The sequence below is a fragment of the Clostridium taeniosporum genome (genome assembly GCF_001735765.2).
Lineage (GTDB): Bacteria > Bacillota > Clostridia > Clostridiales > Clostridiaceae > Clostridium > Clostridium taeniosporum.
Map to the genome: position 1 here is coordinate 978,411 of NZ_CP017253.2, position 15,737 is coordinate 994,147.

A 15,737-nucleotide genomic window follows, 5' to 3' on the forward strand; every position below is an offset into this window, starting at 1 on the left:
GGAGGAATTAAAAATGGGAAAAGCTTTAATTATTGGTGCTGGAGGAGTTGCTAGTGTAGCAGTTCACAAATGTTGTGAAAATTCAGATATTTTTGAGGAAATATGTATTGCAAGTAGAACATTATCAAAATGTGATGCATTAAAATCTAAATTAGAAGGTGGAAAGACTAAGATACAAACAGCAAAGGTCGATGCTGATAATGTAGATGAACTTATTGCTCTTATAGAAAAATTTAAACCAAATGTTGTAATAAATCTTGCACTTCCATATCAAGATTTAACTATTATGGATGCATGTTTAGCAACAAAAACTGATTATGTAGATACAGCAAATTATGAACCTCTTGATACTGCAAAATTTGAATATAAATGGCAATGGGCATATAAAAAGAAATTTGAAGAAGCGGGGATAACTGCTTTACTTGGTAGTGGTTTTGATCCTGGTGTTACAGGTGTATTTAGTGCTTATGCTCAAAAACATTATTTTGATGAAATCAACTATATAGATATTTTAGATGCTAATGCAGGAGATCATGGTTATCCTTTTGCGACTAACTTTAATCCAGAAATTAATATTCGTGAAATCACAGCTAATGGTAGTTATTGGGAAAAAGGTAAATGGGTAGAAACAGAACCTCTAGAATTAAAAGAAGTTTATGATTTTCCAGAAATAGGACCAAAGGATATGTATTTATTACACCATGAAGAATTAGAATCTCTAGCTATTAATATTAAAGGAATCAAGAGAATTAGATTTTGGATGACATTCTCAGAAAAGTATTTAACACATTTACGTGTACTTGAAAATGTGGGTATGACTTCTATTGAACCAATAGAATTTGAAGGTGAAAAAATAGTACCATTACAATTTTTAAAAGCAGTTTTACCAGATCCAGCATCACTTGGTCCAAGAACAAAAGGTAAAACTAATATAGGTTGTATTTTCCAAGGAAAGAAAGATGGTAAAGAAAAGACTTACTATTTATATAATGTATGTGATCATGAAGAATGTTATAAAGAAGTTGGATCTCAAGCTATTTCCTATACAACAGGAGTTCCGGCTATGATAGGTGCAAGCTTAATAATGAAGGGTTTGTGGAAGAAACCAGGTGTGTATAATGTTGAGGAATTTGATCCAGATCCATTTATGGATGAATTAAATAAATGGGGATTGCCATGGAAAGAAGATTTTAATCCAACTTTAGTTAAGTAGTTTATATTTTAATAAAATGTTAATACATTTAAAACATATTAGTAATTTTAAATTAAAAATATAGTTTAATATAAATACATTTTAAGAATGATGAAGAGAGAATATTTTCTTCATCATTCTTAATATATAAGAAACAAATTAATATTTTGGTTAAGAATATATGTTTAATAATGAAAGAATTTTAGAACTTTAAAATTTTCAGATTTTTAGATTTTACAGAGGTGTTTATTTTATGAAAGACATAGATTTAAATAAGTTACCATCGCCATGTTATTTGGTTGATGAAAGACTTTTAAAAAAGAATTTAGAAAAATTAGATTATGTTCAAAAAGAAACAGGTGCTAATATTATTCTTGCAACAAAAGCATTTTCTATGTATTCTACTTTTTCTTTAATAGGTAGATATTTAAAAGGAGTTACATCAAGTTCACTTTTTGAAGCTAGACTTGGATATGAAGAAATGGGAAAGCAGGTACATATATTTTCACCAGCTTATAGAGAAGATGAATTTGATGAAATAATGAAGTATTGTGATCATATAGTATTTAATTCTTTTAATCAATGGAATTTATACAAAAATAAAATTAAAAATTATAAAGATAAAAAGATAGAATGTGGAATTCGTATAAATCCAGAATATTCAGAGATAGAAACAGATATATATAATCCATGTTTTAAAAACTCAAGAATGGGTGTTACGTTAGAAAATTTTGAAGGAGAAGATCTTGAAGGGATAGATGGATTACATTTTCATACTATGTGTGAACAAAATTCAGATACGTTAGCTCGTACAATTAAAGTAGTTGATGAAAAGTTTGGTAAGTATATAAAAAATATGAAGTGGTTAAATTTTGGTGGTGGACATCATATAACAAGAGACGATTATGATATGGAAACTTTAATAGAAGCAATATTATATATGAAAAATAAATATAATATTGATATTTATTTAGAGCCTGGGGAAGCTGTTGCTTTAAATAGTGGTTTCTTGGTATGTACTGTTTTAGATATTATAAAAAATGGAATGAATATTGCAATAGTAGATACTTCAGCAGCTTGCCATATGCCAGATGTACTTGAAATGCCATATAGACCTCATATTATAAATTCGGGAATGCCTGATAAATATGAATATACCTATAGATTAGGTGGTCCAACTTGTCTTGCAGGAGATATCATAGGGGATTATTCATTTGATAAACCTTTAAAAGCAGGTGATAAATTAGTTTTTTGTGATATGGCTATATATTCCATGGTTAAAAATAATACTTTTAATGGTATAAATTTACCTTCAATAGTTAAGTTTAGCGAAGAAAAAGGTATTGAAATTATAAAAAAGTTTGGATATGAAGATTTTAAATCTCGTTTATAAACAATAAAATTAATAATAAATTTACTTAATGTTAAGTATTAATATAATTAATTATAGTAATACAAAAAAGTATAGAATTTTTAAAGTTTAAAAGACAGATAAAATATAGATTAAAGCAAATATTAGTTGAGAATTTATAGTGAAAAGTTGGGATCTCTCGGAAAAAAGTCTGTTATAGAATTTTAAAATTATATTTTTAGAAAGCCTTAAGACTTCCAACCAAAATTCTCTACTAAAGAGGGTTGTTTAGCTATGTTGTTCTTAGATATTTAAATATAATAAGAATTTAATGATACCAAAAGTTTTTTATAAAAAGGGGTTTAAGTAATTATGAATAAAAATATAGAAACTTTTATAGGTTGTGATAATAATTATGATGAATCAAAAATAGTTATTTTTGGAGCACCATTTGATTCAACAACTTCATTTAGACCAGGTACACGATTTGCAAGTAAAGCAATGAGAAGTGAATCTTTTGGAATTGAGACTTATAGTATGTATCAAGATAAGGATTTAGAGGAAATAAAGATTTTTGATGCAGGAGATTTAGAACTTAGTTTTGGAAACCCAGAAAATGCTTTGCTTAATATTGAAAAATTAACTAATAAAATAATTGAGGATGACAAGATACCATGCATGATTGGTGGTGAACATTTGGTTACGTTAGGTGCATTTAGAGCTATAAGTAAAAAGTATCCAGATGTTCATGTTATACATTTTGATGCTCATGCAGATTTGAGGGAAGAGTATTTAGGTCAAAAGTTATCTCATGCAACAGTTATGCATAGAATTTGGGATATAATTGGAGATAATAAAATATTTCAATTTGGAATTAGATCCGGAGATAAACATGAAATATATTGGGGAAAAGATCATATTTTTACTAACAAATTTAACTTTAATGGTCTAGAAGATATTGTTAATAAATTAAAAGAAAAACCTATATATTTTACATTGGATTTGGATGTATTAGATCCGTCTGTATTTCCAGGTACAGGAACACCTGAAGCTGGAGGCGTTACATTTATGGAATTATTAAAAGCAATATTAAGCATAAGTAAGCTTAATATAGTAGGTATGGATATAAATGAGCTTTCTCCAATATATGATCAAACTGGAAGTTCAACGGCATTAGCTTGTAAAGTATTAAGAGAATTATTACTTGCTATATATTAATGTTTTTTTATAAATAATAGATTTTTAGGTAAGACCTAAATTGGTTTTACCTATTTTTTTATAAAAATATATCATTTTATAAAGATATATATAGACATGTATTTGATTAATTATAGAAATATTTTCAAAATTTGTAACATAAATATTGATGTAATGTAAAAAAAGATTTATAATAAATATTAAAAGATAATAACTATTATATAAAAGTTAGGGAGGCAGATTATATGGATCAAAGTGCATTATTTACTATAACTTATGGAGTTTATGTTTTAACAACTGAGGTAGATGGCAAAATGAATGGATGTATAATTAATACATTAAGTCAAGTTACTCAAGAACCAATGCGAGTTAGTATTACAGTTCTTAAGGAAAATTTTACTAATGAGTTGATTGAAAAATCAAATAAATTTTCAGTATCAGTTGTAGATAAAAATGGTTCACTAGACACAATTGCACATTTTGGATATCGTAGTGGCAGAGATGTTGATAAATTTAAGGATATGCCATATGTTTTAGATGAACTTAATAATCCTGTAGTAGAAAAGGATTGTATAGCTACACTATCTTGTAAAGTTATTAAAAGCATAGATCTTGGAACTCATAATATGTTTATAGCTGAAGTAGTTAATGCTAAAAAAATAAACGATGAAGAACCAATGACATATGCAAATTATAGAGATCTTAAATCAGGTAAATTAGATCAAAATAAAGAAAAACAATCAGATTCCAAAGAAAAAGCAAAGGATGTATATCAATGTTCAGTTTGTCACTATATTTATGATGGTGATATAAATTTCGAAGATTTACCTGATGATTATGTCTGTCCAATATGTAAAAAACCTAAATCAGCTTTTTTTAAAGTTAATTAGCAAAGAGCTCACAAATCATATAGAAATAAATAACAAGTCAAAGATGCCATGGATATTTTGTAAAATACAATGACTTGGGTTCTACTAAAATAGTTCTGCTATTAGTATGTTCCAATGAAGAAGTAGTTCACAGAATAAACTAGCATACTGACTAGTTATTTATTTGAATGTGCCTAAATCAAATTTAAAAATTATTTATTTTATAGACTTTATAATTTTAAATATTTAGACATTAACTATCTATGATAATTTAGATCCTAACTTATTAGCTGTTAAAATGGCAGCATATACATCATAAGGTGTAATATCAAATGGCATATTGTGAATAGTTTCCCCCTCAGCACAACAAGCCTCAGCTACTCTCATTATATCATCTTTATTAATATTCTTAATTCCTAGTTCAGATAGATTAGTTGGAAGTCCTACTAATTTACAGAAATGTATAACTTCACTGATTTCTTCCATAGGAGCATTTTCTAACACTAATTGTGAAATGGCTCCAAAAGCAACTTTTTCACCGTGATACAATTCATGGCATTCTTTTAAAATAGTGAAGCCGTTATGAATTGCATGTGCAGCAGCTAGTCCACCACTTTCGATCCCTAAGCCACTTAATAATGTAGTTGCTTCTACTATGTTTTCAACTGCTTTAGTAACAACATTATTATTAACAGCAAGTTTTGCTTTATATCCTTCTAATAATAATGTTTTATAACATGCATGAGCTAATGTTTCTGCAGCTAATGTTATATGTCCTCCAGCTAAATTTAGACTATTTGCCCTTCTACAAGCTCTTGCTTCAAAATATGTTGCTAATGCATCTCCCATACCAGAAATTAATAATCTTGATGGGGCATTAACAATTATTTTTGTATCTACTAAAACAATATTTGGATTTTGCTTTAATAATAGATATTTATCAAAAATACCATTATCTTTATAAATAACAGATAATGCACTACAAGGAGCATCTGTAGAGGCTATAGTAGGAACTATTACTACAGGAACGTTTTCATAAAAAGCAACAGCTTTAGCAGTATCTAATATTTTACCTCCACCTATGCCTATAACAACATTACATTTGTTTTGTTGAAATAAATTTTGTAATCTTTTTATTTCAGTTTCAGAACATTCTCCGTTAAATATTTCAAATGTTAAATTTGAATCGCTATTAGAAAAACTATGGTTTATAATATTAGAAACTCTTTTCATACCAGAAGTACTAATGATTATAAAAAAGTTATCTCCTAAATTATTAGTATGTTTTGCTATATTCTCAAGTTCACCATTTCCTTGAATATATTTATTTGGCGAAATGATAATATTTGCCATAACTATCCCTCCTAAAATATATAAAATAATACAAGTATAGTATATCATATATATCAAAAATATGGTTTATATTACAAAATTTTATTGGTTAAATATATAAATGATTTTAATCTATTTTTGTATAATATTTAAATTTAATATTAGAGGATAATTATAAAATTCATCAATATTTATAGAAATGTATATAATAAATTAGTATAATAACATTTATATTAATATTGATTTATGCATGACATAATTTTGAATTAAATAAACTATATAATAATTAAAAATTGAAAAGGTGAATAAAGTTCATGAGAAAATTTAAAAGAGTATATATAGAAATAACTAATGTTTGTAATTTACAGTGTAATTTTTGTCCTAAAACAACTAGAAAACTAATGTTTATGGATGAAAAGTCTTTTGAACATATTTTAAGCTGTATTAAACCATATAGCGATTATGTTTATTTTCATTTAATGGGAGAACCGTTTTTAAATTCCAATATTGAAAAGTTTTTAGAATTAAGTGATAAGTATAAGGTGAAAGCTAATATTACCACAAATGGAACATTAATAAAAAACGTAAAAGACATTTTAATTAAATCACAAGCATTAAGGCAAGTGAATATTTCACTTCATAGCTTTGAAGCTAATAACAGTGAGGTGAAATTTGAAGATTATCTACAGAATATAATAGAGTTTTGTAAAGAGGCTACAGAAAAGAGTAATATAATATGTTCCTTAAGATTATGGAATTTAGATACCAAGTATAAAGCAAGTAATAATATGAATATAGATATATTTAGAATTCTTGAAGAAGAGTTTAATTTAACTTATAATTTGAAAGATTCATTAAAAGGAAAAAATAGTGTTAAACTTTCTCAAAATCTATATTTAAGTATGGGAGAAAAATTTAAATGGCCGTCAATAAATAGTAAAGAAATAGGTGAAAGAGCTTTTTGTTATGGTCTTAGAGATCAAATAGGAATTTTAGTAGATGGTACAGTTGTACCGTGTTGTTTAGATAGTGAAGGAAAGATACCTCTTGGAAATATATTTGAAAATAATTTAGACGAAATTTTGAAATCTAAGCGAGCTAAAGATATGTATGATGGATTTTCAAGAAGAGTAGCAGTAGAGGAACTGTGTAAAAAGTGTGGTTTTATAAATCGAGTAAGATAATATGCAAGTGAATTGTACTTGTTAATATATTGTTGATGTATGCATAAGTAAAGTAGAATTAGCAATTGAATTTAAGAATACTAAAATGAGTATAGTTAAAGAAAATGCTGCTTTATCTATTACATATAAACTTATATTTAGAATAAAAGTGCTTCAGCCACGCTTTAAAGTTGAGATTGGATAATTGAGAATTTAGATTTTTATTTGAAAATCATGAGAATTTTCTAAAAATACATATTTTAAAATTCTATAATTTCCAGTATTTCAAAATGTTATAATAACCCAAATAGTTAAAATATGAATAAATATGATAAAATTAGTCAATGCTCCTAGTAAGGAGTGATGAATATGAAATATAATAAGAAAAAGTTATCTGTCATATGTATTTTAATATTAGCAATTATATTTTCCTTAACGTATTATTTAGTAGATAGATCTGTTAATAATAAGAATTTACTTCAAACTTCACAAAAAAAAGTTAATACTGATACAGAGATAAATAAATTACAAGATGATATAAAGGTATCTTTATTTGCTGGTGATAAGAAAGAAAGTGATATGACTGTTGCTCAAATAAAGAAGAAATTAAATATAGATGGTGATTTAACTAAGGATGAGCTAGTTAAAATATTAAAAAACAGTGGGTATTCATTAGATATTACCTCTAATAATCAAATTATGTTTAAAAAAGATTCTTCAAGTAATTTAGAACCTAATAAATATTATATAGGAGAAAAAGATGGACATTTAGCAATATATGAAACTGATAAAGATGGAAATGCATCTGTAAAGAATAGTGAAGATGTTTTTTCAGATAATAAACCTGTTCAGAACCTACGAGAAGTAGATAGGTCTAAAATTAAAAATTTTGAACTTAAATATGATACAAAAGATGAAGCAGAAGAAAGTATTTCAGAATTAATATCATAAATATGTATTTTCTAAAGGTTATACTAATGTTAAATTTTATTTTAATATTTAGTATAGCTTTTTTATTCTTTAGGAAAATATATTACTAAAAGAATCTGTGGATAATTTTTTAAATACTGTATTTAAAAAGTTTTATGAATATCCATAAAGAATAAAAATAATCATATGCCTAACCATTATTACTGCACTACGTTAGGAAAGGGTGCAGCGATAAAAAAATCGATACTACACAGTGGCTCAGCGATTTTTTTACTTCTATTTTAATTGAAAGATTTATTATAAAATGATAAAGTATAAGTTAGGTTTCGAATAAAAAATTATGTTTTATTTAGACTATAGGGGGATTGCTTTATATGTATGAATATATAAAAGGTGAGTACATTGGTATAAATAAAGATTATATTGTTGTTGAAAATAATGGAATAGGATATAAGATATTTACTTCAGGTGCTACTATGTCTTCAATGCCATGTTGTGGTGAAAAAATAAAATTATATATTGAACAAATTGTAAGAGAAGATTTTATAGGATTATATGGTTTTGAATCACTAGAAGAATTAGAGATGTTTAAATTATTACTTACAATAAGTGGAGTTGGAGCTAAAGCAGCTTTATCATTATTGTCTATAAGTCGTTTAAATAATTTAAAATATGCAATAATGACTGGTGATGAAAAACATCTTTGCAGAGGTGTTGGAATAGGTAAAAAAACTGCAGCTAGAATTATATTAGAATTAAAAGATAAATTAAAACCAGATGAACTATTAGATTGCATAGATGAGTTTGATGATATAAGTCAAGATAATTCACTTGCTATTTCAGAAGCATTAAGTGCATTAATTTCTCTAGGATATACGGAGAAAGAAGCTGAAAAAGCACTTAAAGAAGTTGATAAATCTGAGACAGTTGAAAATATTATAAAAAGTGCATTGGTTAAATTAATGGGTTAAATATAAAATTTTTAGTTCATGTAGTATATAAATGGGGGTGTATTTATGGAAAGAATAGTTACTCCAGATGAAATGTTTGAAGATGGTAATTCTGAATTAAGTTTAAGACCACAAAAAATAAATGAGTATATAGGGCAAGATAAAGTAAAAGAAAGATTAAATATATTTATAGAAGCAGCTAAAAATAGAAAAGAAGCACTAGATCATGTTCTTTTATATGGACCACCTGGTCTTGGTAAAACTACTTTAGCTAATATTATTGCCAAGGAAATGAGTGGTAATTTAAAGATAACATCAGGTCCTGCAATAGAAAGAGCTGGTGATTTAGCAGCTATATTAACAACACTTAAAGAGTTTGATGTTTTATTTATTGATGAAATACATAGATTGAATAGAAGTGTTGAAGAAATATTGTATCCAGCTATGGAGGATTATGCTTTAGATATTGTAATAGGTAAAGGTGCAGCTGCAAAATCAATAAGACTGGATTTGCCTAAGTTTACATTGATAGGCGCAACTACTAGAATTGGAATGTTAACATCTCCACTTAGAGATAGGTTTGGAGTACTTTGTGCTATGGAATATTATGATGAGACTCAATTAAAAGAAATTATTGTAAGAAGTGCTGCTGTATTTGGATGTAAAATTACTGAAGAAGGTGCCTTAGAAATTGCACGAAGGTCTAGAGGAACACCGAGAATAGCAAATAGACTGTTGAAAAGAGTTAGAGATTACTCAGAAGTAAAATCTAATAAAGTAATTTCTTTAAAAGAGGCAAGAGCAGCGTTAGAATTATTAGAAGTAGATAGTCAAGGATTTGATAAAGTAGACAATAAGATTTTAGAAGCTATTATAGATAATTTTAATGGTGGACCTGTTGGAATAGAAACATTATCTTATTTTATAGGTGAAGAATTAGGTACAATAGAAGACGTTTATGAACCTTATTTACTTCAAAAGGGTTTTATAGTGAGAACACCAAGAGGAAGAACAGCTACTGATAAAGCTTATAAACATTTAGGAAGAGTTAATAATAAAAACAATAATTCAAATAAAGGACAAACAAGTTTTTTTAAATAGTTAGGAGAAGCGATAAAATGAACGTAAAAGACTTTGATTTTTATTTACCAGAGGAATTGATAGCTCAACATCCTTTAGAAAAAAGAGATACTTCAAGACTTATGGTTTTAGATAAAGAAACTGGAGAAATATATCATAAGAAATTTTATGATATTATAGATTATTTAAATGAAGGAGATACTTTAGTTTTAAATAATACAAGAGTAATGCCAGCTAGATTAATTGGTGAAAAAGAAGAAACAGGTGGAAAAATAGAATTTTTATTGTTAAAAAGAGTAGAAAAAGACAGGTGGGAATGTTTAGCTAAGCCTGGAAAGTCTGCAAGGGTAGGAAGAAAATTTACTTTTGGAGAGGGGAAGCTAAAGGCTGAAGTAGTAGAGGTTAAAGAAAATGGTAACAGAATAGTAGAATTCTATTATGATGGTATCTTTGAAGAAGTATTAGATTCATTGGGTGAAATGCCATTACCACCGTATATTCATGAAAAATTAGAAGATAAAGAAAGATATCAAACTGTATATTCAAAAGAAAATGGATCAGCAGCTGCACCAACAGCAGGACTTCATTTTACTGAAGAATTATTACAAAAAATAAAAGATAAGGGTATTAATATTGCTTACGTAACTTTGCATGTTGGTCTTGGCACATTTAGACCAGTTAAGGTAGAAATTATAGAAGAACATGAAATGCATTCAGAATATTATCATCTTTCAAAAGAAGATGCAGATATAATAAATGAAACTAAAAAAAGAGGCAATAAGGTTATTTCAGTAGGTACAACATCAACTAGAACATTGGAAACAATAGCTGATGAAAAAGGTAATGTAAAAGAAACTAGTGGGTGGACTAGTATATTTATATATCCAGGATATAAATTTAAAATAGTTGATAGATTAATAACTAACTTCCATTTGCCAGAATCTACATTGATAATGCTTGTTTCAACATTAGCAGGAAAAGAACATGTAATGAAAGCATATGAAGAGGCAGTAAAAGAAAGATATAGATTCTTCTCATTTGGAGATGCTATGTTTATAAAATAATGATAATTTTAAGGACATTGATGAGGTGACATAGTCAAGTGTCTAAATTATAAATAAAGAGTTAAGTATAAATAGCTCTAGTTGATTTTCCTAATAATATAAGGAGAATTTTAAAAATTATAATTAAGAGGTGACGCTTGTGAGTAAAAGATATACTTTATTAAAAAAGGATGGAAAAGCTAGAAGGGGTGAATTTGTAACTCCTCACGGAACTATACAAACGCCAGTATTTATGAATGTAGGTACCTTAGCAGCTATAAAAGGTGCAGTATCAAGTATGGATTTAAAAGAAATTGGATGTCAAGTTGAATTATCTAACACATATCATTTACATTTAAGACCTACTGATAAGGTTGTTAGTAAATTAGGTGGATTACATAAGTTTATGAATTGGGATAGACCTATTCTTACTGATTCAGGTGGATTCCAAGTGTTTTCACTGTCAGCTATGAGAAAAATAAAAGAAGAAGGTGTTTATTTTAGTTCTCATATAGATGGAAGAAAGATATTTATGGGACCGGAAGAATCAATGCAAATTCAAAGTAATTTAGCATCTACAATTGCTATGGCTTTTGATGAATGTATACCAAATCCATCAACAAGAGAATATGTTGAAAGATCAGTAGCAAGAACTACAAGATGGCTTGAAAGATGTAAAGAAGAAATGGATAGATTAAATTCACTTCCAGATACAATAAATAAGGAACAGATGTTATTTGGAATAAATCAAGGTGGAATTTATGAAGATATAAGGATAGCTCATGCTAAAGAAATTGTTAAAATGGATTTAGATGGATATGCTATTGGTGGGCTTGCAGTTGGTGAGAGTCATGAAGATATGTATAGAATTATAGATGCAGTAGCTCCACATCTTCCAGAAGATAAACCTATATATTTAATGGGAGTTGGAACTCCAACTAATATATTAGAAGCTATTGATAGAGGAGTAGATTTCTTTGATTGTGTTCTCCCTGCTAGAAATGGTAGACATGGTAATGTATATACTAATGAAGGAAAGCTTAATTTAATGAATGCTAAACATGAATTAGATGAAAGACCTATAGAAGAAGGGTGTCAATGTCCAGCATGTAAGCATTATACAAGAGCTTATATAAGGCATTTGTTCAAGGCAAAAGAAATGTTAGCTATGAGATTATGTGTGTTACATAATTTATATTTTTATAATAATTTAATGCAAGAAGTAAGAGATGCTATTGATGGTGGTTACTTTAAAGAATTTAAAAATAAGAAAATAGCTGCATGGGAAGATAGGAAATAGTAGTTGCATTGACAATATATATAAAAAAATGTAAACTATCTATCATGGAATAAATTATAAAATAAATAAAATTAAATTTTGTTTATAAATTTACGGAGGTAAAAACATGAATATTGTTGCAATAATTAGTAATGTAGTACCATTTGTAGTTGTTTTTGTTATATTCTACTTCTTACTTATTTTACCAGAAAAGAAGAGAAAAAAACGATACAATACTATGGTAAGTGAATTGAAAGTTAAGGATGAAATTATGACAAGAGGTGGAGTTATCGGTACTATAGTAAAAATCGATGATGAAAATGTAGTTATAGAAACAAGCTCAGCAAAAACTAAAATAAAGCTTTCAAAAAATGGAATATCATATAAGACAAATAAATAAAATTAATCATAATGCCTCTTAATATTTCATAAAATGAAGTATTAGGAGGTGTTATTTTAAAAATGGAAAGTAATAATAATTATTTAAGATCTGTTTGTAAAGGCTCTATTGGAGCAATTATATTAAGTTTTATTGGTATAATTATTTTATCTTTATTTATGAAGATAATTGAATTTACACCAAATATATTTAATATGATATATGTAATAATATCATTGATAAGTTTGGCTATTGGAGCTATAATAGGGGCTAAGACTAATCAATCAAAAGGATGGTTAGTAGGTCTTGGAATAGGAATGGTTTACTATATAGCTTTATTTATAATTTCAAGTTACATAAGCGGAGCAGTTACATTTAAAATTTTTGATTTAGCTAAATTTACTATTTCTATGGCTGTAGGATTGTTAGCAGGTATGTTAGGAATAAATTTATAAAAATCTTTATTAAGAAATTTTAATATGATATAATCATTTTGGTTGGAAATATATTGAACAATTTATTTGAGAAAAAGTATAAGTTTTAGTATTAAATATTAATTTAGTTTGAATTAGTACTAAAACTTATATTTAGAAATAGTAGTTTTACATAATAAAAAACTAGGTGAGTTTAGGTTATAAACTAATTTATTATTCAACTATAATAGCTATTTATTTAGCAGAGGGGGATTAAAATGAAGAAAAAAGGAAAAAGCTCAATATTATTTGGAGTAATAATTCTTGTAACACTTTTTTTAGCTTTTTCAGGATTTAAAGGATTCATAGTAGGTGGATGGGAATTTAAATCTTTTGATAATGTTATAAAAAAAGGTCTTGATTTACAAGGTGGAGTTTCAGTTTTAATGGAAATTCAAGAAGATAAAGTTACAAAGGAACAATTAGAAAGCACAAAGGAGCATATCTCTTTAAGAGTTAATAAGCTAGGAGTAGCTGAGACTATTGTGACAACAGAAGGAGAAAAGAGAATAAGAGTTGATATACCAGGTGCTTTTGATTCTCAAGAAATTATAGAGAATTTAAAGAAATCAGGAAACTTAGTTTTCAAAGACCCACAAGGTGATGAGATACTTACTGGTAAAGATGTAAAGAAGGCATCAGCTATTCTTAATCAACAAGATGGTAAACCAGTAGTATCATTAGAATTAAACGAAAATGGTCAAAAAGCATTTGCTGAAGCAACAGGGAAATATATAGGACAAAAGATTTCAGTTTATATGGATGATGAACTTTTAACTAGTCCTACAGTTCAAACTCAAATTACAGATGGAAACGCAATAATAACAGGAAGTACTAGTTTAGATGATGCTAAAAAATTAGCAGGAATAATAAACTCAGGTGCATTACCACTTACCGTTAAAGTTGTTTCAGTAAACAATGTGGGAGCACAACTTGGAGCAAATGCATTACCAAATGCATTAAAAGCAGGAGCAATAGGAATAGGATTAGTATTCTTGTTTATGATTTTATATTATAGAATACCGGGTTTATTAGCTAGTATAGCTTTAACATTATATATAACTATTACATTATTAATATTTGCTGAAGTAGGAGTAACATTAACACTTCCAGGTATAGCAGCATTACTTCTTACAATAGGTATGGCAGTTGATGCCAATGTACTTATTTTTGAAAGAATAAAAGAAGAATTAAAAAAAGGTATATCAATTAAGTCTTCAGTTAAAAAAGGATTTGAAAATGCCCTTTCTTCTATAGTAGACTCAAATGTAACAACAATTTTAGCAGGATTAATATTATATTTCCTAGGATCAGGAACTGTTAAAGGGTTTGCAGTTACATTAATGATAGGTATAGTTGTAAGTTTATTTACATCATTAATTATAACTAAAGTACTTATTAATTTATCAGTTGATATAGGATTATTAAAAAAATTACCTCATTTTGGAGTTAAGAGGGAGGTAGAACATGTTTAGAATAATAGAAAAATCAAAGATATGGCTTTCAATTTCTCTAATTATAATCTTAATAGGATTGGGATTTTTGTTTACCAAAGGTTTAAATTTTGGAATAGATTTTAATGGTGGTACTCAATTAACAATTCAATTACAAGAAGGTATAGATAAACAACAAGTAGATGAGATAGTAAAATCTTATGCATCAGATGCTGTGACAAATACAATAAAGAATAATCAATATGAAGTTAAGTCAGGCGATTTAGATAGTAAAAAAGTATCATCTATAATGGGTGAATTAAAAGAAAAATATAATTTAGATAACAATGCATTACTTTCTCAAAATGAAATAGGTGCTTCAATAGGTAAAGAATTAACTAAAAATTCATTAACAGCATTATTTGCTGCATGCGTAGTTATGCTTATATATATAGCAATAAGATTTGAATTTAAATTTGGTATTGCAGCTTTAGTAGCAACAGTACATGATGTTTTAATAACAATAAGTGTTTATGCTATTTTAGGAATATCAGTAAATACTCCTTTTATAGCAGCTATTCTTACTATAATAGGATATTCAATGAATGATACTATAGTAATATTTGATAGAATAAGAGAAAATTCTAAGAATATGAGAAGAGCGAATGCAATAGAAATAGCTAATACAAGTTTAACAGAAACTATGACAAGATCTATAAATACAACTATTACAACTTTATTTACAATAATTGCTGTAAATATATTTGTACCAACAGTTAGAGAATTTACTATTCCACTTATTATAGGAATAGTAGCAGGTGCTTACTCTTCAATATTTGTAGCTTCTCCAGTATGGGTTTATCTTAAAAATAAACTTGGAAACAACAAGATAAAAACAAATAATAAGAAACTACAAAGAGTTTAAATATTTTTATACAAAATTTAATATAAATAAACCTCCGTAGATAAAAATATGGGGGTTTATTGATTTTCTAATAAAATGTTTGTAAAAATTCGTTTTATACATTATAATATAAATGTTTTCTAATTTTATGGAGGAGTAAGT

The 15,737-nt window shown here is 27.1% G+C and carries 15 protein-coding genes; 14 read left to right on the plus strand and 1 reads right to left on the minus strand.

From position 1 onward, the window contains the following. Positions 1–13 precede the first annotated feature (13 nt). From BGI42_RS04695 to BGI42_RS04710, 4 genes are all read left to right on the plus strand, one after another. Positions 14–1,213 carry a saccharopine dehydrogenase family protein gene (locus tag BGI42_RS04695; RefSeq protein WP_069679211.1) on the plus strand — a complete coding sequence of 400 codons (1,200 nt, stop codon included), beginning with the start codon at positions 14–16 and terminating at the stop codon, positions 1,211–1,213. Positions 1,214–1,445: 232 nt separating this feature from the next. Beyond that, positions 1,446–2,585 (plus strand): carboxynorspermidine decarboxylase, encoded by a 1,140-nt coding sequence (gene nspC, locus BGI42_RS04700; protein WP_069679212.1) that lies wholly within the window; start codon positions 1,446–1,448, stop codon positions 2,583–2,585. Positions 2,586–2,915: 330 nt separating this feature from the next. Further along, positions 2,916–3,761, plus strand: a complete 846-nt coding sequence (gene speB, locus BGI42_RS04705; RefSeq protein WP_069679213.1) for an agmatinase — start codon at positions 2,916–2,918, stop codon at positions 3,759–3,761. 224 nt (positions 3,762–3,985) lie between these two features. Beyond that, entirely contained in the window at positions 3,986–4,630 is a 645-nt protein-coding gene (locus BGI42_RS04710) for a flavin reductase (protein ID WP_069679214.1), read from the plus strand. Between the two features lie 240 nt (positions 4,631–4,870). Here the strand turns inward: BGI42_RS04710 and BGI42_RS04715 are convergent, their stop codons facing one another. Continuing rightward, on the minus strand, positions 4,871–5,962 hold the full coding sequence (locus BGI42_RS04715) for a glycerol dehydrogenase (RefSeq protein WP_069679215.1): 1,092 nt from the start codon (positions 5,960–5,962) through the stop codon (positions 4,871–4,873). A 293-nt stretch (positions 5,963–6,255) separates the two neighbouring features. Here BGI42_RS04715 and BGI42_RS04720 point away from each other — a divergent pair, with 293 nt between their 5' ends. The 10 genes from BGI42_RS04720 (at position 6,256) to secF (ending at position 15,596) form a co-directional block, all read left to right on the plus strand. After that, positions 6,256–7,125 (plus strand): radical SAM/SPASM domain-containing protein, encoded by an 870-nt coding sequence (locus BGI42_RS04720; RefSeq protein ID WP_069679216.1) that lies wholly within the window; start codon positions 6,256–6,258, stop codon positions 7,123–7,125. A gap of 348 nt (positions 7,126–7,473) precedes the next feature. Continuing rightward, positions 7,474–8,055: a hypothetical protein gene (locus tag BGI42_RS04725; protein ID WP_069679217.1), complete on the plus strand. Its 582-nt coding sequence runs from the start codon at positions 7,474–7,476 to the stop codon at positions 8,053–8,055. Between the two features lie 353 nt (positions 8,056–8,408). Continuing rightward, the gene (gene ruvA / locus BGI42_RS04730; RefSeq protein WP_069679218.1) at positions 8,409–9,005 is read left to right on the plus strand and encodes a Holliday junction branch migration protein RuvA; all 597 of its coding nucleotides are present in this window, start codon (positions 8,409–8,411) and stop codon (positions 9,003–9,005) included. 45 nt (positions 9,006–9,050) lie between these two features. After that, positions 9,051–10,085 carry a Holliday junction branch migration DNA helicase RuvB gene (ruvB, locus tag BGI42_RS04735; RefSeq protein ID WP_069679219.1) on the plus strand — a complete coding sequence of 345 codons (1,035 nt, stop codon included), beginning with the start codon at positions 9,051–9,053 and terminating at the stop codon, positions 10,083–10,085. Positions 10,086–10,102: 17 nt separating this feature from the next. Further along, positions 10,103–11,128, plus strand: coding sequence for a tRNA preQ1(34) S-adenosylmethionine ribosyltransferase-isomerase QueA (gene queA / locus BGI42_RS04740; RefSeq protein ID WP_069679220.1), 1,026 nt, complete (start codon positions 10,103–10,105; stop codon positions 11,126–11,128). A 139-nt stretch (positions 11,129–11,267) separates the two neighbouring features. Continuing rightward, positions 11,268–12,407, plus strand: coding sequence for a tRNA guanosine(34) transglycosylase Tgt (gene tgt, locus BGI42_RS04745; RefSeq protein ID WP_069679221.1), 1,140 nt, complete (start codon positions 11,268–11,270; stop codon positions 12,405–12,407). A gap of 106 nt (positions 12,408–12,513) precedes the next feature. Beyond that, positions 12,514–12,786 (plus strand): preprotein translocase subunit YajC, encoded by a 273-nt coding sequence (yajC, locus tag BGI42_RS04750; RefSeq protein ID WP_069679222.1) that lies wholly within the window; start codon positions 12,514–12,516, stop codon positions 12,784–12,786. A gap of 62 nt (positions 12,787–12,848) precedes the next feature. After that, on the plus strand, positions 12,849–13,220 hold the full coding sequence (locus BGI42_RS04755) for a TIGR04086 family membrane protein (RefSeq protein ID WP_069679223.1): 372 nt from the start codon (positions 12,849–12,851) through the stop codon (positions 13,218–13,220). Positions 13,221–13,456: 236 nt separating this feature from the next. Next, entirely contained in the window at positions 13,457–14,713 is a 1,257-nt protein-coding gene (gene secD, locus BGI42_RS04760; protein ID WP_069679224.1) for a protein translocase subunit SecD, read from the plus strand. Beyond that, positions 14,706–15,596, plus strand: a complete 891-nt coding sequence (gene secF / locus BGI42_RS04765; RefSeq protein ID WP_069679225.1) for a protein translocase subunit SecF — start codon at positions 14,706–14,708, stop codon at positions 15,594–15,596. The genes secD and secF overlap by 8 nt, the downstream gene beginning before the upstream one ends. Positions 15,597–15,737: the final 141 nt, after the last annotated feature.